This window comes from Trichormus sp. NMC-1 (assembly GCF_001858025.1).
Lineage (GTDB): Bacteria > Cyanobacteriota > Cyanobacteriia > Cyanobacteriales > Nostocaceae > Anabaena.
Window position 1 is genome coordinate 126,835 of record NZ_LZQD01000006.1, and the last position, 22,059, is coordinate 148,893.

Below are 22,059 nucleotides of genomic sequence, written 5' to 3' on the forward strand. Positions count from 1 at the left end.
TTCTACACCTGCTCTAAAAATTAAAAGTTGTCCTCAACACCCCCACAAAAATATCATTATTTGCCGAAACATGACCAGGGTCAGTAACAATAAAAAATCCAGGAGTAATTGCTATATTATCATTAACTAAATAACGATAAAAAACCTCATAATGTGTAGAATTACCACTATCAACATTAGCAATTAAAGAACCATCGTTCAACTTCAACGGTTGACCATATATCAAACCCAATAAATCACCTTTTCTCCCAAAAGGATCATATAAACCTACAGAAGCCTGGTAAGTACTGCTAAGAGCAACCGCATCTGATTTGACGAAATCAGTAACTACTGCACCCCCCCATAAACTCAAAACCACATTATCACTTACTTGCCATTTCATACTCGCATTCACAGCATGAATTTGAGCAGGCTCATTTAATCCTCCAGATGTATCTGCGTTACCACTACCTGTCCCAGTATCTAATTGACCATCACTAGCATAAGCATTTACATAAGCTAAACCAGTAATTAAAGAAGAGGTTGGTTTATATAAAAGTTGCACTCCTAAAGCACTATGATCTGCACCAAATACACCTTCATTAGTGTTGTTACTATTTCTGGTTCCGTAAGCAAATTGCAACCGCATTTTATCAGACATCAACCAATCAAAACCTACCCCAGCATCAAGACTACCAATTCTCAACAAAGAAGTTGAACCAGCAAAGGAAGAAATCGCTCCTTGTCCTGCATTAGCGTAGGGAGAATTAACGCTGAGAACACTACTCAGACTAAATCCTACAGGTCTAAAGGTGAAAACTACTTTATCGCCTAATCCTGCTATCCTATATTCTAAAGAATCTAATTTTACCTGATTATCATAATCTGCTTGCCAAGCCAACCTGGCCATATTCGTATTAAAAGCTTGAGGATTACCAAAGCTATCACCAGTACTATTTCCTGAAGTTAACCCAATCCGAAAAACGTCTTTACCATTAAAAGAAGAAATTAATTGTAACTGAGTTAATTGTGTGAGAATTGTGTTAGCTTCACCATTACCTGGAGGCGCACCACCTGAACCTGTGGCTAGTCCGAATATAACTTGTCCAGCTAATTTAGCAGTAGTAGAAAACTGTTGTGATTCTATATTAGCATTTCGTGCTTCTAAATTATCAATTCTTCCTCTTAAAACAGATAATTCTCCAGCAAATTCTGCTTGTAACTTCTGGATTTTTTCTAAATCTTCTTTGCTCACACCATTTGATAAACCCCCAGCAGATAATTCATCAATTTTCTGCATGACAGCTTGTAAACCTGCGGCAAATTCATAACGACTGATGGAACGATTACCTTTAAATGTACCATCAGGATAACTAGCAATCACACCATAACGTTCTACTAAAGATTTCAAGGCTGTAAATGCCCAATCACTCGTTTGTACATCAGATAATTGTGAAACTGATGTTACGCGATTGCTACTTTCAGATGCTGCTGGTGTTTGAGATATATCGAAATTTTCAGGTTCTTCTAGAAAAATTAATTGTGAGTTTTGTGAATTATTAGCCTGTTCAATATTATCTGCAAAAGCGGGTAAATTTAAAGAAATTAATACCACTCCAGATAGAAGCAATAAATTTTTTGCACCCATCATGACTCCTCACATCTATATATAAAAAGAGAAAATTAGCGATCGCGTGCTACCCCAGTTGTCAAAATACCACTATAGGGAATTCCGTTTTTAAGTTCTTCCCCATTCACACCAAAAACATCAATTTGAGTGATTTCTCCATTAGCATTAATCACAGAACCGCTGCCATTATTACCATTTAAGCCAGCCTTATTACTTACTCCCCTGTTACCGTCAATGTCAATATTGACAGTTTCTTTATCAAAATATACGGTAATGTTCTTAACAGCATTGGGATTATTTTCAGGAATAAAAATTGCATTATTACCTTCTGTTCGGTAGACAGTTCCTTTAGTTACTTGTGGGTTATTAATTCTCACAGAACCTCGAAACCGAGGATTTAAATCTCCTTCTGTTCCACCCAAAGCATCACTGAGAAAACTGTTAGTAAATCCTTGAATTCTTTTAGTTTGATTTCTCAAAGCTGCTAAAGTTTGAGTTCTCACAGCATTGATGGTTTCTTGAACTTTAGGCGCTTCTTGGGCAACTAAATTTTCTTGTCCTGGAGCCAAACCACTAGTCAAGTTAGTTGATTTATAAAATCCCTGTAAATCAAATTCCTGTACTTTTCCCACCAAACCATTTCTCACGGCTACAGTTTGACCACCTTTGAGAGCAACCGTTTTTTTATCTTGTTGATCAGATATTGTAATATCTCCATCTGTGAGTGCAAAAACTTGTGTGTGATTATTTTGAGCATCATGAATCACCATCACTGCACTAGGTTTAATAGCTGGTGAAAAGAGAGATGTTGGAGATAAAGATGGTTTGTTATCTTTAGTATTTATCGTATTTATGGCCAAAATACTAATTTTACTTTCTGGGGTTTCCACTTCCGTTCCCACGCTACCCGGTGGACTCAAAATCAAAGCCGTGCCATTTTCTAGCTTGAAAATCATTTCATTCAAAGCAATTCGATTTGGCAATTGAAAACGGCGTACACCTGGCTCAAATCGAAAAATACTCCGTTGATCTACACGAATTAAAGATTTATCATTAAAGAATAATTGCGCCTCAGAACCAACTCCTGTTTTCACAGCATCACGGGGAACCATCACATCATTTAGTTCGGCTTTCCGTGGAGTTTTGTTTTGTAACAAAAGTTCAACTGTCTTAATCAATTTATAAAGTTCTGCACGGGTTAGCGGTTGGTCTTGGGTCGCCAGTACAGGAGTCATCCAAGACACTGCTAATAGACTGCTAACAACTAACTTCTGAGTTACTGATAACATCTTATTGTCCATTTCTCTCCACTTGTTATCACTAAACATAACAATAGAGTATTTTGGACAGTATTTGTTCCGTAATTAAGTATTGAATAAATAACCCAACAAGATGGAATTTGACGACTCGAATAAATCGCCAAATTTGACAAATCTTCACACTATAACTAAGTCGGCTTGTGCATCTTCCTCTGGTTCATAACCAGCTGCCAGTTTTTCCATTGCTTTATCAATTAAATCCAAACCTTGCTGCACTGTTTCTACTAAACTTAACTGTCCTCGCAACTCTGCTGCACCCATAAAACCTTTAGCATACCAAGTCATATGTTTACGAGCTTGACGCACACCTCTGTCGCCCTTATATTCCCATAAAGCATATAAATGTTCTCTGGCACATTCCAATCTTTGAATTGCATTTGGTGCCGGTAATAATTCCCCAGTTTTCAGGAAATGATCAACTTCACCTACCAAAAATGGATAACCTAAAGTTCCACGAGAACACATTACCCCATCTGCACCAGTTTCTTCTAAGCATTTCACTGCTGCTTCCACAGAGAAAATATCTCCATTACCAATTACGGGAATTGAAAGCACTTGCTTCACCCGTGCAATCCATTCCCAACGAGCGTTACCATTGTAACCTTGAGCGCGGGTACGTCCATGCACCGTAATCATTTTTGCGCCAGCATCTTCCATTCTTTTAGCAAAATCCAGAATGGTAATTTCTTGATCATTCCAACCAATTCGGGTTTTGACGGTAACGGGAACATCAACAGCTTTCACAACTTCCCGCACAATTGCTTCTGCTATTTCTGGTTGTCGCAATAAGGAAGAACCACCACCATTTTTAGTGATTTTATTAACTGGACAACCCATATTAATATCAACAGTATCTGCACCTTCAGCAACTGCTTTTATTGCTGCTTCGGCGAGGAAATCTGGACGACAATCAAACAACTGAATGCTAATGGGGCGTTCGTTGGGATCTACCTCCATAATTATGGGTAACTCCTTGACGTAGTGCAATCCTGTTGCATTCACCATTTCGGTATACATCATCGATTCTGGTGCATAACGACGCACTAAGCGACGAAATACCAAATCTGTCACCCCCGATAACGGCGATTGCAACACACGGCTTTTAACCTCAAATGAGCCAATTTTTAGAGGTTGGGAGAGTCTAGCTTGGAGAGTGGGAGACAGGGAAAGCATACAATTTTTGAATTTAGTTTTTGAATACCATATCTTGATGATATTGATATTCCATCAGGATTTTAGTACCTGCTGGTGTCAAGTCCCAGCGATCGCGTGGTGAACCTGGTAATATGTGTCTTTCAAGCAAACCCTTAGCCACCAGATCCTTTAGTACCACCATCATGTCAGGTTCTCTGGGTACATCTAAGCGAGAAAGAGAATTGGCTAGTTCATACCAACTCCAATTACCCTGTCCTTTGGCCACTAATTTTATAAGTACTAATTCGAGTTGAGTTAATTGGATTGAGTTTTTCATGAATATCCCTCCCATCTTTAATTTTAAGAGGATTTGAGGCTAAAAAATAATATGTTTTGAGTATTCAGGTAGAGGTTTTAGACAGACATTAAAAGCTCTACCTGAATGCTTACGCCCTAGCAGAGCATCATTTTACAAAGTTATTTCCATAAATAACACGCCAGGCCCTTCCTTTAGCCCATAATCCTCTAGTGTTGCTGTGTGAGCATTATTCCAGAGTTCATAAGCCGCATCTGGATCATCTGGTTGTCCTGTTGGGTATCCAAGTTGTTTATACCTCAAGTACTCCCGGAGTTCATGGGTATAGAAGCGGAGATCGACTGGTTCAGCTAAGATTTCATCTGCGGCTATTTTTCTTAATCTTTCTACCATTTTCATTTCTGCGTCACCAACAGGATTAAACCTGCGGATATGGGATTCAACTATATCAGTACCCTTATTTGTGATTTTAACTTTTGTGTAATCGAGTTTCAGAATCTTACCACCAGCTTTTGATGGCGAGAAGGGTCTGCCGCTAATAGCACCTTTTTTCTGTATTTCCTTCATATAAATATTAACTTGTTACTTCCTTCCAACCTTAGAGGTTGTTTGAAAAGTATCAAAATTGATCGAGATCCCCCCACCCCCCTTTCCAAGGCAGGCAAAAACTTTTCAAACATCCTCTTAGTTCGTTAAAGCAGGGATGCCAAAGATTGCTCTTTAGATTTACTAAATATGCTGTCAGTTTTCACTCTGGATTGATTGCTGAGATTAGCTTTGTAGCTATCTTATCGCGTTGCTGTTTACCCCGGTGATTTGGGTTCTCTAAAACGCTAGTTTACTAGGTTTGCAAGCAGATACACTGTGCCATTAGCTTGCCCATAACCTCAATTTGACGGCAAATACGACTTTGAGATTACGGTTCACCCCAATTCGTGAACGTATTAATTCTCCTACATTAGTCAGAGTGACAGCAAATTGATCCATGAACCAACTAAAAACAAACTTTAAAATTAACCGTCCTATTCAAGGTTCGGGAAACCACCCTTCATGGACTGGCTACACAAGTTCAGTATATATATCAGCATAACTTGCGGTTTCAAGCCCAGAAAAGCTAAACCATGCTGAACGGACTGCTTTTTTGAATCAGTTAGTTCACGATTTAGTCCTTTATAATCCCATTCATTTGTAGTTATACGGAGTCAAAAAAATAAAATGGCAAAAGTAGTTGGAATAGACTTAGGTACGACGAACTCCTGCGTAGCAGTGATGGAAGGTGGTAAACCCACTGTCATCGCCAATGCAGAAGGCTTTCGGACAACACCATCAGTAGTCGCATTTGCCAAAAATGGCGATCGCTTGGTTGGTCAAATCGCCAAACGTCAAGCGGTGATGAACCCCGAAAATACCTTTTATTCGGTTAAACGCTTTATCGGTCGTCGTTATGACGAAGTGACCAAGGAAACTACAGAAGTATCTTACAAAGTCCTAGGTAGTGGCGGTAACGTTAAGCTAGACTCACCAGGCGCTGGCAAACAATTTTCTCCTGAAGAAATTTCTGCCCAAGTCCTCCGCAAACTAGTAGAAGACGCTAGTAAATATCTGGGTGAAACCGTTACCCAAGCAGTAATCACCGTTCCTGCATATTTCAACGACTCCCAACGCCAAGCCACCAAAGACGCTGGTAAAATCGCTGGGGTTGAAGTTCTACGAATTATCAACGAACCCACAGCCGCTTCCTTGGCTTATGGCTTTGATAAAAAGAGCAACGAAACTATCCTCGTATTTGACCTTGGTGGTGGTACATTCGACGTATCCGTACTAGAAGTAGGCGATGGTGTATTTGAAGTACTAGCTACATCTGGAGATACTCACCTTGGTGGTGACGACTTCGATAAAAAAATAGTTGACTTCTTAGCTGAACAATTCAGAAAAGCCGAAGGTATTGACCTCCGCAAAGACAAACAAGCCTTACAACGTCTGACTGAAGCCGCAGAAAAAGCCAAAATTGAACTTTCTAGCGTTACCCAAGCAGAAATTAACTTACCATTTATCACCGCTACCCAGGATGGTCCCAAGCACCTGGATACAACTCTAACTCGCGCCACATTTGAAGAACTTTGCTCCGACTTAATTGACCGTTGCCGCATCCCCGTAGAAAATGCTCTCAGAGATGCCAAGTTAAACAAGAGCAATATCGATGAAGTCGTGTTAGTAGGTGGTTCCACCCGTATTCCCGCAGTCCAAGAGGTAGTGAAGCGGGTATTAGGTAGAGAGCCTAACCAAACTGTTAACCCTGATGAAGTTGTAGCAGTTGGTGCAGCAATTCAAGCAGGTGTTCTAGCTGGTGACGTTACAGGTATCTTGTTGTTAGACGTATCACCACTATCCTTGGGTGTAGAAACCTTGGGTGGTGTGATGACCAAGATTATTCCTCGCAACACCACAATTCCTACCAAAAAATCAGAAGTTTTCTCGACTGCTGTAGACGGTCAAACTAACGTAGAAATTCACGTCCTCCAAGGGGAACGGGAATTCTCAAATGATAACAAGAGTTTGGGAACCTTCCGTTTAGATGGTATTCCCCCCGCACCTCGTGGCGTACCTCAAATTGAAGTTACCTTTGACATTGACGCAAACGGTATCCTCAACGTCACCGCTAAGGATAAAGGCACTGGTAAAGAACAATCTATCAGCATTACTGGCGCTTCTACCTTGGATAAAAACGACGTTGACCGCATGGTGCGCGAAGCCGAACAAAACGCTTCTAGCGACAAAGAACGGCGTGAGAAGATTGAACGTAAGAACCAAGCCGACTCTTTAGCATACCAAGCTGAAAAGCAGTTGCAAGAATTGGGTGATAAAGTTCCCGAAGCTGATAAAACCAAAATCGAAGGTTTGGTAAAAGAACTGCGAGATGCAGTAGCTAAGGAAGATGATGAGCAAATCAAGAAGCTGACACCAGAATTGCAACAAGCATTGTTTGCTGTTGGTAGCAACATCTATCAACAAGCTGGTGCTGGTGAAACTCCTGGTGCTGGTGCTGAACCTCCCTCAGGCGGTTCTACTCCCCCTTCTGGTAGTGGTGATGATGTGATTGATGCAGATTTCACTGAAAGCAAATAATTCAATTCTTTGGGGGTTTTATTGCTCCCTTTTTTATTACCCATTCAGATTTTTATCTGGGTGGGTATTTTTTATAAGTAGTCATGCAAAATAAATTTCACATTTATAGCAGGAGTCAGGAGTCAGGAGTCAGGAGTCAGGAGTCAGGAGTCAGGAGTCAGGAGTCAGGAGTCAGGAGTCAGGAGTCAGGAGTCAGGAGTCAGGAGTCAGGAGTCAGGAGTCAGGAGTCAGGAGTCAGGAGTCAGGAGTCAGGAGTCAGGAGTCAGGAGTCAGGAGTCAGGAGTCAGGAGTCAGGAGTCAGGAGTCAGGAGTCAGGAGTCAGGAGTCAGGAGTCAGGAGTCAGGAGTCAGGAGTCAGGAGTCAGGAGTCAGGAGTCAGGAGTCAGGAGTCAGGAGTCAGGAGTCAGGAGTCAGGAGTCAGGAGTCAGGAGTCAGGAGTCAGGAGTCAGGAGTCAGGAGTCAGGAGTCAGGAGTCAGGAGTCAGGAGTCAGGAGTCAGGAGTCAGGAGTCAGGAGTCAGGAGTCAGGAGTAAAACCATCTTGTAGTGAGAGTTTCATTATCAATTGATGTCCTAACCACCCTGTCCACGGCTATATCAGAGGGAACAGGGAACAGGTAATTCTTAATTTTCCCCGTGTCACCGCGTCCCCGCGTCCCCGCCTCCCCGCGTCACCGCGTCCCCGCGTCCCCGTGTCACCGCGTCCCGACTTCCCCATCTCCTAAGTCCCCAGCATCTGCAAGTTATGCAATGTGGCGTAAAGTCCTCCTTGTTCTATCAATTGTTCATGGCTTCCTTGCTCGATTAATTCCCCACGCTTCAAAACAAAAATTCTGTCTACATTGCGAATTGTTGACAAACGGTGAGCAATAATAATCGCAGTCCGTTTGATTAAAAGCTGATTTAATGCCTGTTGAACTAAAGCTTCTGTTCCAACATCCAAACTAGCTGTAGCTTCATCTAATACTAAAATTTGTGGGTTACGAATTGCCGCGCGAGCAAAGGCTAAAAGTTGTTTTTGTCCACTAGAAATATTTGTCCCTCTTTCTCTTAATTGAGTATCATAGCCTTGGGGTAATTGATCAATAAATTCAGCAACATTAGTTTTTTTCGCAGCTTGTTGAATCTCTGCAAATGTGTAACTATCCCCTAAAGTAATATTACTTTTAACATCACCAGCAAACAAAAAGGCTTCTTGCAAAATCACTGCCATATAACGCCGCAGTTCGGCTTGTGGTATCTCACGGATATCTACGCCATCAATCAGAATGCGTCCTTGTGTGGGTTCATAAAGACGACACAAAAGCCGGATAATAGAACTTTTACCTGCACCTGTTGGACCGACTAAGGCGATTTTTTCACCGGGATGAATGGTAAAGTCTAAGTCTTTAATTACATAATCATCGTCTTTGTAAGCAAACCAAACGTGTTCAAAACGAATTTCTCCAAGTTCATCTCTAGGAGCAAATTTTTGGGATTCCAAACTATCAATGATTTCATCTATATAGCCAAGATTAACATTCAAAATTGAAGACTGAGGATGGAGAAGATCGCTTATTTCTATGCGTTCATCTAAAATATCACTCACTCTTTCAACAGCAGTAAAACCAGATTGAATGACAGTAAATTTTTCAGCAAAATTCCGCAAAGGATCGAATAATTGTTGGGCATATAAAATAAATGCTGACAAAATCCCAAAAGTGATATTTTTATCCAATAGCAATAAACCACCAATCCACAATACCCCAGCAATGGCAATCAGACTAATCCATTCTAAGGTTCCTGAAACAGCAGAATCATACCAAATGGTAGTATCTAATTCCTTGATATATTGATTATTAGTGGCACGAAACAATTTTGCATTAAATTGTTCCCTGCGGAATAACTGGACTACATTAATCCCCACAATGTTTTCTTGCAATTGGGAATTTAGTTTTGACAGTTCTTCGCGGGCTTTATAATTTGCTTTGCGATACTGCTGCTGAAAGTAAATAATTACCCAGGTGATTGGTAAGAGAATTAACAGCAGCAAACCAGCAAGTTGCCACTGAAGAGAAAACATCAAACCAATAATCACCAGCATAGAAAACAAATCGGAGACAATCCCAATCGCTCCCGTAGCAAATACATCTCCTAAACTTTCTACATCGCTAGTCAGTCTAGTAATTAGTTTACCTACAGGTGTGCGATCAAAAAAACGTACTGCCAGAGATGTTACATGGTGAAATAAATCCTCACGGATTGCAGCAGTAATTTTTTGTCCTAGTTTCTGTACCAGATAACCTTGAATACCTGTCAGTGACAATCTGATGATCATTGCTGCCAAAAAAAATCCTTGAAGGATTGCTAAACCTTCCGAGAGGGAGCGATTTTTGAGAAATTCATAGGTGCTGGGTTCTTGACGAATTAGAGATATTGCCTGTCCAATCAATAATGGTTGAATGGCGTTAGCTAAGGCAATGGGAATCAGTAGAGACATTGAAAGCGTCAGTAGTAGCCCACTGCGTCGGGCATAGGGTACTAGACGCAAAAACAACCGCCAGTCATTTTCACGCCGTCGGTATTGTTTGTTAGATTTTTGCGGGGATGGATAAATGCTCATAGTAAGAGCATTATATTAATTTTTTTACATAATTCCATGCCCAATTTATAGTAGTTTTGATTTTATCTCATGGTGACAAATTCTTCAGCTGAACTGGGATGGATACCTACCGTAGCATCAAAGTTAGCTTTAGTTGCACCCATCTTCAGAGCGATCGCTATTCCTTGAATAATTTCTGCGGCATTTGTTCCCACCATGTGCGCTCCCAGTACCTTATCGGTATTTCTATCTACCACCAACTTCATCATTGTTTTTTCGTCTTTACCTGTTAAGGTGTAGTACATCGGGCGGAAACGACTGCGATAAATTTTCACCGCTTCCCCATATTGCTCCCTAGCTTCTGCTTCAGTCAAACCCACAGTTGCAGCTTCTGGTGTGGTAAAGATAGCTGTAGGTATATTTTCATAACTCATGGTGCGAGACTTGCCACCAAATACGGTATCAGCTAAAGCTCGTCCTTCATTAATCGCCACTGGAGTCAGGTTGACTTTGTTGCTACAATCTCCGACTGCATAGATATTTTCTTCATCTGTGCAACTATATTTATCAACAATAATTAATCCATCATCGTGCAGTTTGACTTTGGTATTTTCCAAACCCAATTTTTGGGTGTTTGGTTTGCGACCGGTTGCAGCTAAACTGACAGCATCAGCAATTATTGTCTCTTCTGAGCCTTCAGCCCTGCTAACAGTTACTTTAACGCCTTCTGCACTTTTCTCAATTGCTATATTTTGGATTTTATTGATAATTTTAATGCCGTGGTTACTCATTGCTTGCTGAATTTCAATCTGCAAATCTTCATCAAAACCACGCAAAATCTTTTCACCACGAATTATCTGGGTGACTTCGGTTCCCAGTCCATTCAGGATACAAGCAAATTCTGCACCAATATAACCTCCACCCAAAATTACAATCCGCTTAGGCTGTTCTTTAAGGTTAAAAATATCATCGGAGGTAATAGCGTGTTCGATGCCCTCAATGTTCGGTTTCACAGGATACCCACCCACAGCAATGAGAATTTTGTCGGCGGTGATTTGACGTTCTCCCACTATAACTGTATGAGCATCAACTAACTTACCATGTCCCTGTAAAACTTCAATTTTGGACTTATCCAGCATTCCTTGATAAATCCCATTGAGGCGAATTACTTCATTATTTACCGCCGTAATCATCTTTTCCCAATTTACAGAACTCTCAACAGCACTCCAGCCGTATCCTTGAGCATCTGTAAACAACTCAGAAAAATGAGAAGCATAAACCATGAGTTTTTTGGGGACACAACCACGATTAACGCAAGTACCACCTAGTCTGTCAAACTCGGCAACTCCTACTTTAGCGCCATATTCGGCGGCACGTCTGGCTGTTGCAATTCCACCTGAACCAGCACCAATCACAAATAAGTCAAAATCGTAGGTCATATCACTTTTTGGTTGTGGATTTTAGATTAAAAATCTTGAATGAAGAATTAATAATTCGTAATTAAAGATTTGGGAATTTTTGCAGGTTTTAATAGCAATCCTAAATGATGGGGAAAAATCTATTTTTTGTGGGTAATGCCGACCCGACAAAATTTTCACGAATCAAATAGACATCTCCGGAAATTCAATATGCGTTTCCTGGAACCCTTGTAGAGAAGTTCCATGGAACGTCTCTACATTCTTTTCAGGAGATGTCTAATAGGATTACTATAGCTATAACCTATTAATTACTAATTAGCAATTACGAATTAAGCTGCCCCTTTTAGGTAAGCCAACATGGTGTCTGCATCAGAAACTTCAAAGGGATCGGTGGGACAGTTATCATCAAAACCTGGTTCAATGAAAATCTTTTCAATTTTACCGTCATTCACCACCATTGAATAACGCCAAGAGCGTAATCCAAAGCCTAGATTAGACTTATCTACTAACATCCCCATTTTACGGGTAAATTCACCATTACCATCGGGAAGCAAAAATACACTTTCAGCACCTTGTTGTTTGCCCCATTGGTACATAACAAAGGCATCATTGACAGATATGCAAATTACTTGGTCAACTCCTAAAGCTTTGAAGTCTTTGAAGAGTTCTTCATAACGGGGCAGGTGTGAGGTGGAACAGGTGGGAGTAAAAGCCCCAGGTAATGAAAACACAACTACGCGCTTCCCATCAAAAAGTTCTTGGGTGGTGCGTTCTTGCCAACGGAAAGGGTTTGGTCCACCAATGGACTCGTCACGGACGCGGGTTTTGAATACAACGTTGGGAACTCTTTCAATAACAGCCATGTTGACCTCTTAATATCTAGTTGATGTGTGAACTTGCTTTTCGCTGACATATATCAGAATAATTCTGATTTAAGAAAAATTCAATAGTTATAAATACTCAATTAATATAAAAATACAAATTTGATATTGATTCAATAATGTGGTAGACTCTAATATAGAAGTAATCTAACGCAGCTACAAGTATGCAGCAACAAGCAAACGCAATTATTCAAACCTTGAAGTCCAAGAGTTTGAGGGTAACTCCTCAGCGGTTTGCGGTATATGCAAATTTACTATCTCGCGCCGATCACCCGACAGTTGAGCAAATCCTCACCGATTTGAATAAAGATTCTCCAGTCTCATCCCAGGCAACGATTTATAGTTCTCTGCAAGCACTAAGAGAAGTGGGTTTGGTGCGGGAAGTGCTGCTGGAAGAGGGAGTTTCTCGTTACGACGCTAATGTTCTACCTCATCATCACTTCTGCTGTCATCAATGTGGGGCAATTGAAGATATTGCTTGGGAAGCTTTTCAGTGTATAGAGATGAAGAGTTTACGTCCTGGTTTGCGTGGTGAAACCTATGAAGTGACAGTGCAGGGTTTGTGCGATGCCTGCGGTGAGCCAGTCTCGTTGGCGTAGCTCTACGACATCGCTGTAATCATAAGCTAATAATCATTCAAATTTTTGACTGAGCTTTAAACTCAGAACTAAAGTTTCTTATCTGTTAAGAGTTCCCTTTTTTTGTAAATAAAGTATGAAGCGGTGTATTTTTACTTAAGTGTGTGATCCGTATCACTAAATTATCCCTCGTGCTATCACCATGACAACTGATAATTCTCACAATTAAATAGATTTCACAATCACTCCGATGGTAGAGGTTTCGGGGGATATTAATGTTGTAGAGTTTAAAGCCATCCGCCATGTCTAACATTAGGCTCCTTCCAGGTGCTGTTTCGGAAATTATCGCTGCTTCTGCTGACACTGGAGTTCTGACCAAAGCAGATCGCTACGGATTAATGGCAGCTATCCTAGATGAGTGCCTAGAAGAAGAAGAAGAGGAAGCGCTCAACAGGCTTTTGCGTCGCGTTGTTAGAGGGCGTATTCAGGTAGTAGACAAAATCTCTTGCGATCGCTAATTCTTCGCACTTGTTTATTTAAAAAATCAACAAAAACCTGATTGACAAAATAGAATATTCTCTTGATTTTCTCCTGGATTGAAGATCGCTCTACAGTTAACAGTTATACTAATTACAGCAGTTTGGGTAGTTAGGAGGTACAAAATCTAAATTGAACCCTATACACAAAGCCAGTTTTACTCCTGACTCCTGTACGGGCGTATTGCAATACGCCCCTACTCCTGAATTCTGCTGTATTTGTGAGCTTGCTTAGAATACCTAAGTTTAAAATCCTGATATGGCCAGAGTTTTGAGCTTAGTTATCCTATCTATTTTCACAGAGAATTAGTATAACTGATAACTGTTAAAATCCCTCTCTTAGCTGTGTCACCAATTGGTGTAAATTACCCATATTCAGCCGATAACTGAGAGGATGAGCAATTAACCTAGCTGTACTTTCATACAAAGTCGCAATTTCCACCAAACCATTTTCCTTCAAAGTCCGTCCTGTAGAAACTATATCTACAATCGCCTCAGACATCCCCGTAATCGGACCTAGTTCCACGGAACCATACAAAGGAACTATTTCCACAGGTAAATCCAGACTTTGAAAATATTCCCGCGCACAATTCACATATTTAGAAGCAACTCGACCGTGAGCAGGTAAATCTACAGGCAATTTGTAGGGACTAGAGGCTTTTACTGCTACTGACATCCGACAATAACCAAATTGCAAATCTACTAATTGTGCAACTTGCGGCTTTTTCTCACTGAGTACATCATAACCCACAATCCCAAGCTGTGCCTGACCATATTCTACATACACAGGTACATCTTGCGCTCTTACTAGCAGCGCCTTCGCTTGTCCACTAGCATCAGGAATTTGCAGTTGACGGGTTCCAGAATCTAAAAAAGCACTAAAGTCCAATCCCACAGATTGCAGCAGGCGGATGCTATTTTTAAGTAATTCCCCTTTTGGTAGTGCAACAGTCAGCATTCTTTTTCTTGGTGTCTTTGTCTTTGCGGTTTATTATATGCTTAGTACAAGCAGCATGAGAATTTTATTAGTCGATGACGAAATTGAATTAACTGATCCCTTGAGTCGCGTGTTAACTCGTGAGGGTTATATTGTTGATGCTGCTTATGATGGAATCAACGGCAGCAAACTTGCACAAGCAGGCAGTTATGATTTACTAATTTTAGATTGGATGTTACCTGGAAAAACAGGCTTAGAAATTTGTCAGGAATTACGACACCAAGCTAAAATCACTCCTGTGCTGTTTCTCACTGCTAAAGATACTTTAGATGACCGTGTGCAAGGTTTAGATGCTGGTGCAGATGATTATTTAGTCAAACCCTTTGAATTGCGGGAGTTATTAGCAAGAGTCCGTGCTTTGTTGCGTCGTTCTGGTGTGGAGACATACAGTACAACAACCGGACGTTTAATAGTAGCTGATTTAGAACTTGATGTTGAAAATCAAGTTGCTTATCGTCAAGAACGAATTATTGAACTATCGCAAAAAGAAAGCCAACTACTGCAATACTTGATGGAAAATCCTGGACAATTGTTGACTCACTCGCAAATTATGCAACATCTGTGGCAAGATAAAGAGCAACCTGGTAGCAATGTGATAGCTGCATTAATTCGTCTGTTGCGTCGTAAAATTGAGCCAGATAATGAATCTACACTGATTCATACAGTTTACGGTAAAGGCTATCGTTTCGGTTCTACGGTAGTGGAATAATACAAATATTACAGCAGAATTCAGGAGGCGCTTCGCAGACCTATGGCTTACGCCACTATCGGTTCAGGAGTCAGGAGTAAAACTGGCGAATGTGTCTAGGTTTCAATTTTGATTCTGTACCTCACTGATCTGCAATCTGCTGTAATTGACAATTTTTACTAGTCAAAAAGTCCCAGCTTTTAAATACAGCAAATTGCAGGTTGGAGGAATTACAAAATTTAAACTAAAAATCAGGTATCACGGGGATTTTACTCCAGTAGAGACGTTCCAGCGGAACGTCTCTACTCCTGAATTCTGCTGTATTTTAATTAGCAAACTATGGATGAAACATCTAAAGCTATGCCTAATAATGTGCTTGATGCCATCGCTTTAAACGAATTAAAAGATAAGATTTGCAATAACATTATCGAAGAATTTATTCAAATAATTGATTCTTATTTGGAAGATACACCCCAACGATTGCGATCGCTGAATGATGCTATTATTCAAGGGAATGCAAAAATACTCCAATTAGAAGCGCATTCTCTTAAGTCTAGCAGTGCGATTGTTGGGGCAAAAAACTTATCTTTACTTTGTCAGCAATTAGAAAAATTGGGACGTGATGGCAATACAAATGATGCGGTATTATTGGTATCCCAAGCTATGGTAGAATACGCGCAAGTAGAGACGGCACTGCAATGGGAATGCAAGGTACATTCAAAATAAGGGCGTTGCATAATTGAAGTATGAATTAGTCTCACGCAAAGACGCAAAGGTAAGAGGTTTAAAAATTCAAGTAAGAGAATTTCATACCTGAATTCAGCAACACCGAAATAAGCATATGAACTACATCTATGCAACTTTAAATATCTTTATTCTGCACACTGGGACGAAGGCTGATTAAATCGTCAATATTTAGTTTCATTGTGCGGCAAATCGTATCTAGTGGCAAGTCATTGGCATCGTATCCGAAGGGATTTTCAATTTCTAAACCAATAGCTTCAATACCCAATAGAGTAAAGCTAACTAAAGCAGAAATTAACCCAGTCCACCAAGTTAAGCTTTGTACTATTTGAAAAGGTAGTAGTAAGCAATATAGCAATAATAATTGCTTAAGATGAATGGAATAAGCCAGAGGAATTGGTGTTTTTAAGATACGTTCACAAGCCCCTAAATTATCGACCAAATTGTTTAATAATTCTTGCATAGCTGCCAACTGGTAACTATTAATGCAATTACGGTTATATTGCTGTTGTAAATAATCTCCAATCCAGAAAGCCACTTCTATGGGAGGATTATTCATAGTCTTTAATTTAATAAATTTATGGTCGGGTGTTAATTCTTCTAATTCACTATCTATGGTTTCTCCTCGTAAATGCAGTTTTGTCGCTACAGAAAAAGCAACAAGTAAATTTAAAGCATCAATTTTATGATCTTTATCTTCGGGTTCTATTTCATCAATAGATACCCAAATCTGTCTGGCTAAATTTCGGGTATTATTTACTAAAGAACCCCAAATTTTTCTACCTTCCCAAAAGCGTTCATAAGCTGTGTTTGTCCGAAATACTAGTAATAAACCTAAGACGATACTGGGGATAATACTTCCTAAAATAGGCTGGGAAACTGGCAATTTTAAATAATAAAGTATCGAGACTACTACACCAAAACTTCCACACCAGATAACATCTTGATAAATTGAGCCGATGACTGAGCCTTTAAGCTGTAATGCTCTTTTGAATCCTTGATTTTTTTTTGTTTTCATGATGTCACCCTAAAAAATAACTCCAACCCTAAACAATATACAGCAGAATTCAGGAGTCAGGAGTCAGGAGTAAAACTGCCTTGGTGTCTAGGTTTCAATTTTGATTCTGTACCTCATTGATCTGCAATCTGCTGTATTATATTTGGTAAATGGACGTAATTTACGTCTGAAATCCTAAATTTTGCATTAATTCAGTCAAAGTAATTCCATGCAAAAGCGCCAAATTTGCCAAATATTCTAATCGGTATGCTTGCAATTTATCTATCTGTTCACTGAGGCTTAATAACTCTCTATATTCCTCATCTGTAAGTTTTTCTTCTTCTCTTGTAGCTATTAATTTATTGTGATAATTTAGAAAGGTAGAAGGAAGATCCTGATTAGTTTTTATAAACAATTCTCCTTCATTTTTTAGCAGGTTATCAGCTTTTCTGTGAGCTTGTAAAATAATAATTTGAGATACAAATTTCTCTAAATCTGGCTGTTTCAACTGCTCAACAGCCTTGAGCAATTGTTGTGAAGATAATTGAACTTCAAGTTTCACTGTTGACATTTTTTACATCTCGCCAGCTAATTGGTAAATGTTCTATACACATAGACCGATGAAAATCAGTATACAGGATGATGCAAAATTAAAAATTAAAAATTGAAGACAGTTGGAGTAGGGGGCTTAAACCCCCTGAATCAGTTCAAATGTGCCGCATCTAAAAAGTAATTGTTAAATTAATTATATTCTTACTAAGAAATATTAATTTTTTACCCCCAAGTAATCATCATACACTGCTGACAACAAGAAGCATGAAAATATTTCTCCATGTCTTATGTGAAGTTAGGTTAAATTCAACAGAACTGTAGAGACGTTGTAGATAACGTCTCTACACTGTGGTTTAATTAACCGAAAATTGGTGTGAACAAATGTCAATACTCAACAAGTTAACCTACTTAGAGATTCATTTGTAGCTTTAATTAAGTGAATTGATACAAAACCTTTTTCAAGCTGACATGATATAAGTAGCCATCATGAACTGCGTACACCAGGACACATGAAAAACTTCTTATTCCCCTCATCGCTTGCGGGGAGGGGGCTATTATTTATTGTGGTGCGCTAAATCAAGGCTAATGCACCCTAAAAGTTAGATATTTTTTACTTAAAGTTAAGTTAGACATCCTCCAAAAGGTCTAAAAAATTGACATTCTCTAGGAGTAGATGATCTAGCTGATGATCAATTTCACCAGCAGCAGCAAGTCCAGAAAGCATTGCTCCTGCTATTAGATTCCCACCACACCAATCACCACAGCAAACTAAAGGTGGGGAAGTATTTGCAGATAAACAAGTTACATTTAAAGGAAGGCGAGGAAAAGCATAACGCCAACGATGTATTTGCATCCATTCAGGATTTTTTAGCCAGGGAAGCGCTAAAGATTCAGCAGCTTTCTCCAACATATATTGTCCTACTGGTTGTAAATCTGGGGTTTCTAGATGCGCTTGGGCAAGCTTGGCACTACTTTGCAGCACAAAATGAGGTTGTTCTGATTGGAGACGTTTGCTACTATCGAATCCAATCCATCCTAAATCTGCATGATCAACAAAAGTTAAAGCTTTCCAGTTGGGAAGGGGTTGGGAATTGGCAGGATATCCCATCATCACACTAATAGAAGGGTCAAATTGGACAGAACTCAGGCGATCTAAAAATCCCACATCCAATATACTTTTTTCTAAAGGTGCTAATAAATCCCAAGCTTGGGGTGAGGGGATAGCGACTACTACAGCTTTGGCGGTTAATTCGGCTTGACTAGATTCTAAGGTGATACGCCATGTATTTTCTGGGGTGGTGTTAAGAGCGATCGCACGCTGATCGAGTAAAATTTCTAAATCTGGAGTCAGAAATTTAGCGATCGCACTCATTCCCGCTGGTGCAACATAATATAATCCGGGCTTTTGTGTCCTGAGTCCTGAGTCTACATGGAATTGATCAACAGTATCTGTCCAAAGTTCGATAATATGGCGATCGCATAACATCTTCACAAACCTGCTCAATAATTCACCTTGAGGCTGAATATAACAAGCACCATGATCAGCACAAGTTCCCTGTAAGCGGCGTGTCGCAACTCTTCCTCCCACACCACGAGACTTTTCTACAACTACCACCGAATAACCAGCTTGACGTAATTGCTGGGCGCAGACTAAACCAGATATTCCAGCACCAATTATGGCAATATCAGTCATACTATTTTTGGATTTTAGATTTTGTATCGGCTAGATCATCCTAATTTTATGACTGCCGAAAGCTGATAGTACAATAAGGTACAGACTATCTGCACAAAAGGGAGGATGAGAAATTGGATGAACTGAGGCCAGTACTAGAGTTAGCCACGGAAGAGGAACTACAGGACTTAACAGCTATTCTGTTTAGTCGGAAGTTCAATCCCCTAGATTATGTTCACACACCAGAACCCATCGTGGTGCAAAGTCAAAACCACGCAGCTTGGTTAGACACAATAGAAAACCGCTTTCGTTTTTTAGCAGCTGATGGAATGACGGTATTACGCGGACGTAGCTATCAAGTAACTTACCGACAAACATTAATTCAAGTCTGTAAGTATCTGAAAATTGCCTATTATCAAGATTTAACAACAGTTGATTTAGAAGCAGAAATATTTTTGCACCTGCTCGGAAAAGTTTGGAAAAAACTGCCAGAACCAGAACAGCAAAAATTAACCACACAAGTGCAGCAACAGCTTTTAACATCAGAACTTAAACAACCATTACCACTGTCATTACAAAAAGATCCTTTAGGATTAATTTTTAAAGGTGGTAGCGCCTTAGCTGTAACTTCCGTCATCCAACCATTTGTACTCAAACAAATTGCCAAACAATTTGCTCTCCATTTTGCTACTTATCAAGCGGCTAAACAAGCAGTAATTACAGGAACAGAAGTAGCCAGTAAACAGTTTCAAGGCTATGTGACAGCACAAATGGCGCGACGGAGTATGACTTTAAGTGCGGCTCGTTATGGTGCAGTTCGCAGCATATTTGCGATTGTTGGGCCAATGATGTGGACTTGGTTTTTGGCTGATTTGGGGTGGAGAGCGATCGCAACTAACTACGGTCGAATTATTCCTACTATCTTTACCTTAGCGCAAATTCGTCTCACCCGTGCAGAATGTTGGGAGCCAGCTTGAACAAGGCTTTTTATCATCCAAATCCCCGTTTACAAACCCCTTGGAATTTTCTACAATTTGGACTACTATCTTTCCCAATTAGTCCATTTTTGGGCGGTATCTCTATAGTTGTGGCATCATTGCTAACTTGGCGCAAACAATACCATATCATTAGCGATCGCCCAATTCACAAGGGATTTGCTTTTTTGAGTATCTTACTACTCATTACCACCGGATTTGCCTCTCATAAACTAGAGGCTTTTTTAGGTTTATTCAATTTAGTACCCTTCTTTTTGTTTTTCACTGGACTAACTCCCCTCATTCAAACACCTGCCCAATTACGACAAATATCTTGGATAATGGTATTTGGTTCTGTCCCGGTTTTAATAATAGGCTTTGGGCAATTATTTTGCGGTTGGAATTTCCAAGTTCAGTTTTTATGGATTGTCTTAGATTGGACAGTTGCACCAGGAGGATTACCACCAGGACGCATGGCTGCTAACTTCATGCACGCTAATACTTTAGCCGCATATTTAGTAACTATTTTCATTTTGGGTTTAGGTTTATGGCTAGAAAACTATCACAAACTTAAGCAAAAAAATCGTTTAATTATCTTCTTAACAATTACAGTATTTGCCAATTTTATCGCTTTAATCTTAACTAATTCTCGCAACGGCTGGGTCATCGCTATTAGTGCTTGTTTAGCTTATGCTTTATATAAAGGTTGGCGATTAATTGTTGCTGCGGTTGTCAGTATTGCCAGTAGTTTTTTATTAGCAGCTTTTGCACCTGCACCTATTGCTCAATTTTTCCGTAGTTTCGTTCCCTACGTAATTTGGGCGCGGTTAAATGATGATATGTATCCTGATAGACCAGTGGCATTGATGAGAAAAACCCAATGGCAATTTGCTCTTAATTTAACTCAACAACATCCTTTCACTGGTTCAGGTTTACGCAGTTTTAGCGGACTCTACAAAGATAAAATGCAAATTGATTTAGGTCATCCCCACAATTTATTTTTAATGCTGTCTGCGGAAACTGGTTTAATTACAACTTTGCTATTCTGTGGGTTACTTGCTTGGATAATAATTGCCGCTAGTCAACTTTTATGGAAATCCAAATCTATAGAACCAGAAAATAGATTAATCTTCTTTAGTTATCTGCTCACCTTTATCGGTTGGATATTATTTAATACTGTTGATATCACTACTTTTGATATTCGGTTAAATACTCTCTCTTGGGTATTTGTCGCTGCATTGTGTGGAGTTATTTATCAATATCAATCACGTCTTAAATTGAGAGATAATTAAAATTACAATCCTCGCGCTATTCCCACTTTTTCAGCCAGCCCTAAATATAGCGTTTATCGGTTGAGTGAGATACAATCACCCCACCCCCAACCCCCTAAGAGCAAGCGAGGACGGGGCTATGATGTACCTCATAACACCGGGAAGTGCTGTAAAGTACCAGTTCAATAAACTGTGTAATCTAAACCTGCTAAAGTTACGCAACCCATATTAAGTCTTTCAATAAACTTTATTTTAAGTAAATTAACGTAAAAACAGAAAAGTATTTCAAGAAATATTAACTAGGCTTAAACCCGCTTCTGCCCTGCAAGATAGCCCCCCTGCTTTATCCTAACTACCAATATTGACGTTGGAATACTTATGTGTAATTCTATATCTTGTGAGCGATCGCTAAACAAGCTAGAATCATTTAAATGACGAAATGTGGGAATACATCGTATAACAGGTAATACCTATTTGCTGGTATTTTCTTCAGTGGTGCCAAACTCCCAGAAATTACAGCGCATTCCTTTGTTATAAGGTACATCATAGCCCCCTCATCGCTTGCGGGGAGGGGGTTGGGGGTGGGGTTCTTGTACTTCATGACACTGGGAAGTGCTGTAAATAGACTCATCTGCAAATGGCGAATGCTTATTGCAACTGGCTTTAACG

General features: G+C 39.8%; 20 protein-coding genes. 8 read left to right on the forward strand and 12 right to left on the reverse strand.

Annotated elements, in window-relative coordinates:
* Positions 1-13 precede the first annotated feature (13 nt).
* The 5 genes from A9Y75_RS18840 to A9Y75_RS18860 all read right to left on the reverse strand — a co-directional run bounded on the left by A9Y75_RS18840 (position 14) and on the right by A9Y75_RS18860 (position 4,945).
* On the reverse strand, positions 14-1,627 hold the full coding sequence (locus tag A9Y75_RS18840) for an iron uptake porin (RefSeq protein WP_071191079.1): 1,614 nt from the start codon (positions 1,625-1,627) through the stop codon (positions 14-16).
* 35 nt (positions 1,628-1,662) lie between these two features.
* Positions 1,663-2,898 (reverse strand): hypothetical protein, encoded by a 1,236-nt coding sequence (locus A9Y75_RS18845; protein WP_083389668.1) that lies wholly within the window; start codon positions 2,896-2,898, stop codon positions 1,663-1,665.
* A gap of 147 nt (positions 2,899-3,045) precedes the next feature.
* Complete coding sequence (dusB, locus tag A9Y75_RS18850; RefSeq protein WP_071191081.1) at positions 3,046-4,101, reverse strand: tRNA dihydrouridine synthase DusB; 1,056 nt, start codon at positions 4,099-4,101, stop codon at positions 3,046-3,048.
* A gap of 13 nt (positions 4,102-4,114) precedes the next feature.
* A complete protein-coding gene (locus A9Y75_RS18855) occupies positions 4,115-4,399 on the reverse strand; it encodes a hypothetical protein (RefSeq protein ID WP_071191082.1) in 285 nt (94 codons plus the stop codon).
* 132 nt (positions 4,400-4,531) lie between these two features.
* The gene (locus A9Y75_RS18860; RefSeq protein ID WP_236721464.1) at positions 4,532-4,945 is read right to left on the reverse strand and encodes a hypothetical protein; all 414 of its coding nucleotides are present in this window, start codon (positions 4,943-4,945) and stop codon (positions 4,532-4,534) included.
* Positions 4,946-5,593: 648 nt separating this feature from the next.
* Between A9Y75_RS18860 and dnaK the strand changes: the two genes are divergently transcribed.
* Entirely contained in the window at positions 5,594-7,504 is a 1,911-nt protein-coding gene (gene dnaK / locus A9Y75_RS18865) for a molecular chaperone DnaK (protein ID WP_071191083.1), read from the forward strand.
* Between the two features lie 83 nt (positions 7,505-7,587).
* Positions 7,588-8,070 (forward strand): hypothetical protein, encoded by a 483-nt coding sequence (locus tag A9Y75_RS28710; RefSeq protein ID WP_071191084.1) that lies wholly within the window; start codon positions 7,588-7,590, stop codon positions 8,068-8,070.
* 152 nt (positions 8,071-8,222) lie between these two features.
* Here the strand turns inward: A9Y75_RS28710 and A9Y75_RS18875 are convergent, their stop codons facing one another.
* The 3 genes from A9Y75_RS18875 to A9Y75_RS18885 form a co-directional block, all read right to left on the reverse strand.
* Positions 8,223-10,103 (reverse strand): ABC transporter ATP-binding protein, encoded by a 1,881-nt coding sequence (locus tag A9Y75_RS18875; RefSeq protein WP_071191085.1) that lies wholly within the window; start codon positions 10,101-10,103, stop codon positions 8,223-8,225.
* Between the two features lie 62 nt (positions 10,104-10,165).
* Complete coding sequence (gene gor, locus A9Y75_RS18880; RefSeq protein WP_071191086.1) at positions 10,166-11,521, reverse strand: glutathione-disulfide reductase; 1,356 nt, start codon at positions 11,519-11,521, stop codon at positions 10,166-10,168.
* A 308-nt stretch (positions 11,522-11,829) separates the two neighbouring features.
* Complete coding sequence (locus A9Y75_RS18885) at positions 11,830-12,363, reverse strand: peroxiredoxin (protein ID WP_071191087.1); 534 nt, start codon at positions 12,361-12,363, stop codon at positions 11,830-11,832.
* A 182-nt stretch (positions 12,364-12,545) separates the two neighbouring features.
* On the opposite strand from A9Y75_RS18885, the gene A9Y75_RS18890 reads away from it, so the two are divergent.
* Together A9Y75_RS18890 and A9Y75_RS18895 are read left to right on the forward strand one after the other, a co-directional pair.
* Positions 12,546-12,980, forward strand: coding sequence for a Fur family transcriptional regulator (locus A9Y75_RS18890; protein WP_071191088.1), 435 nt, complete (start codon positions 12,546-12,548; stop codon positions 12,978-12,980).
* 281 nt (positions 12,981-13,261) lie between these two features.
* On the forward strand, positions 13,262-13,477 hold the full coding sequence (locus tag A9Y75_RS18895; RefSeq protein WP_071191089.1) for a hypothetical protein: 216 nt from the start codon (positions 13,262-13,264) through the stop codon (positions 13,475-13,477).
* Positions 13,478-13,820: 343 nt separating this feature from the next.
* Here the strand turns inward: A9Y75_RS18895 and hisG are convergent, their stop codons facing one another.
* Positions 13,821-14,453, reverse strand: a complete 633-nt coding sequence (gene hisG, locus A9Y75_RS18900) for an ATP phosphoribosyltransferase (RefSeq protein WP_071191090.1) — start codon at positions 14,451-14,453, stop codon at positions 13,821-13,823.
* Between the two features lie 37 nt (positions 14,454-14,490).
* On the opposite strand from hisG, the gene rppA reads away from it, so the two are divergent.
* Both rppA and A9Y75_RS18910 read left to right on the forward strand, forming a co-directional pair.
* Positions 14,491-15,201, forward strand: coding sequence for a two-component system response regulator RppA (gene rppA, locus A9Y75_RS18905; protein ID WP_071191091.1), 711 nt, complete (start codon positions 14,491-14,493; stop codon positions 15,199-15,201).
* A gap of 318 nt (positions 15,202-15,519) precedes the next feature.
* Positions 15,520-15,906 carry an Hpt domain-containing protein gene (locus A9Y75_RS18910; RefSeq protein WP_071191092.1) on the forward strand — a complete coding sequence of 129 codons (387 nt, stop codon included), beginning with the start codon at positions 15,520-15,522 and terminating at the stop codon, positions 15,904-15,906.
* 136 nt (positions 15,907-16,042) lie between these two features.
* Here the strand turns inward: A9Y75_RS18910 and A9Y75_RS18915 are convergent, their stop codons facing one another.
* From A9Y75_RS18915 to A9Y75_RS18925, 3 genes are all read right to left on the reverse strand, one after another.
* Positions 16,043-16,942 carry a bestrophin family ion channel gene (locus A9Y75_RS18915; RefSeq protein WP_071191093.1) on the reverse strand — a complete coding sequence of 300 codons (900 nt, stop codon included), beginning with the start codon at positions 16,940-16,942 and terminating at the stop codon, positions 16,043-16,045.
* Positions 16,943-17,102: 160 nt separating this feature from the next.
* A complete protein-coding gene (locus tag A9Y75_RS18920; RefSeq protein ID WP_177176239.1) occupies positions 17,103-17,492 on the reverse strand; it encodes an STAS/SEC14 domain-containing protein in 390 nt (129 codons plus the stop codon).
* 606 nt (positions 17,493-18,098) lie between these two features.
* The gene (locus A9Y75_RS18925) at positions 18,099-19,166 is read right to left on the reverse strand and encodes an FAD-dependent oxidoreductase (RefSeq protein WP_071191094.1); all 1,068 of its coding nucleotides are present in this window, start codon (positions 19,164-19,166) and stop codon (positions 18,099-18,101) included.
* Between the two features lie 113 nt (positions 19,167-19,279).
* On the opposite strand from A9Y75_RS18925, the gene A9Y75_RS18930 reads away from it, so the two are divergent.
* Both A9Y75_RS18930 and A9Y75_RS18935 read left to right on the forward strand, forming a co-directional pair.
* Entirely contained in the window at positions 19,280-20,122 is an 843-nt protein-coding gene (locus A9Y75_RS18930) for a YaaW family protein (RefSeq protein WP_071191095.1), read from the forward strand.
* Positions 20,104-21,411 carry an O-antigen ligase family protein gene (locus A9Y75_RS18935; RefSeq protein ID WP_071191096.1) on the forward strand — a complete coding sequence of 436 codons (1,308 nt, stop codon included), beginning with the start codon at positions 20,104-20,106 and terminating at the stop codon, positions 21,409-21,411. The genes A9Y75_RS18930 and A9Y75_RS18935 overlap by 19 nt, the downstream gene beginning before the upstream one ends.
* Positions 21,412-22,059 lie beyond the last annotated feature (648 nt).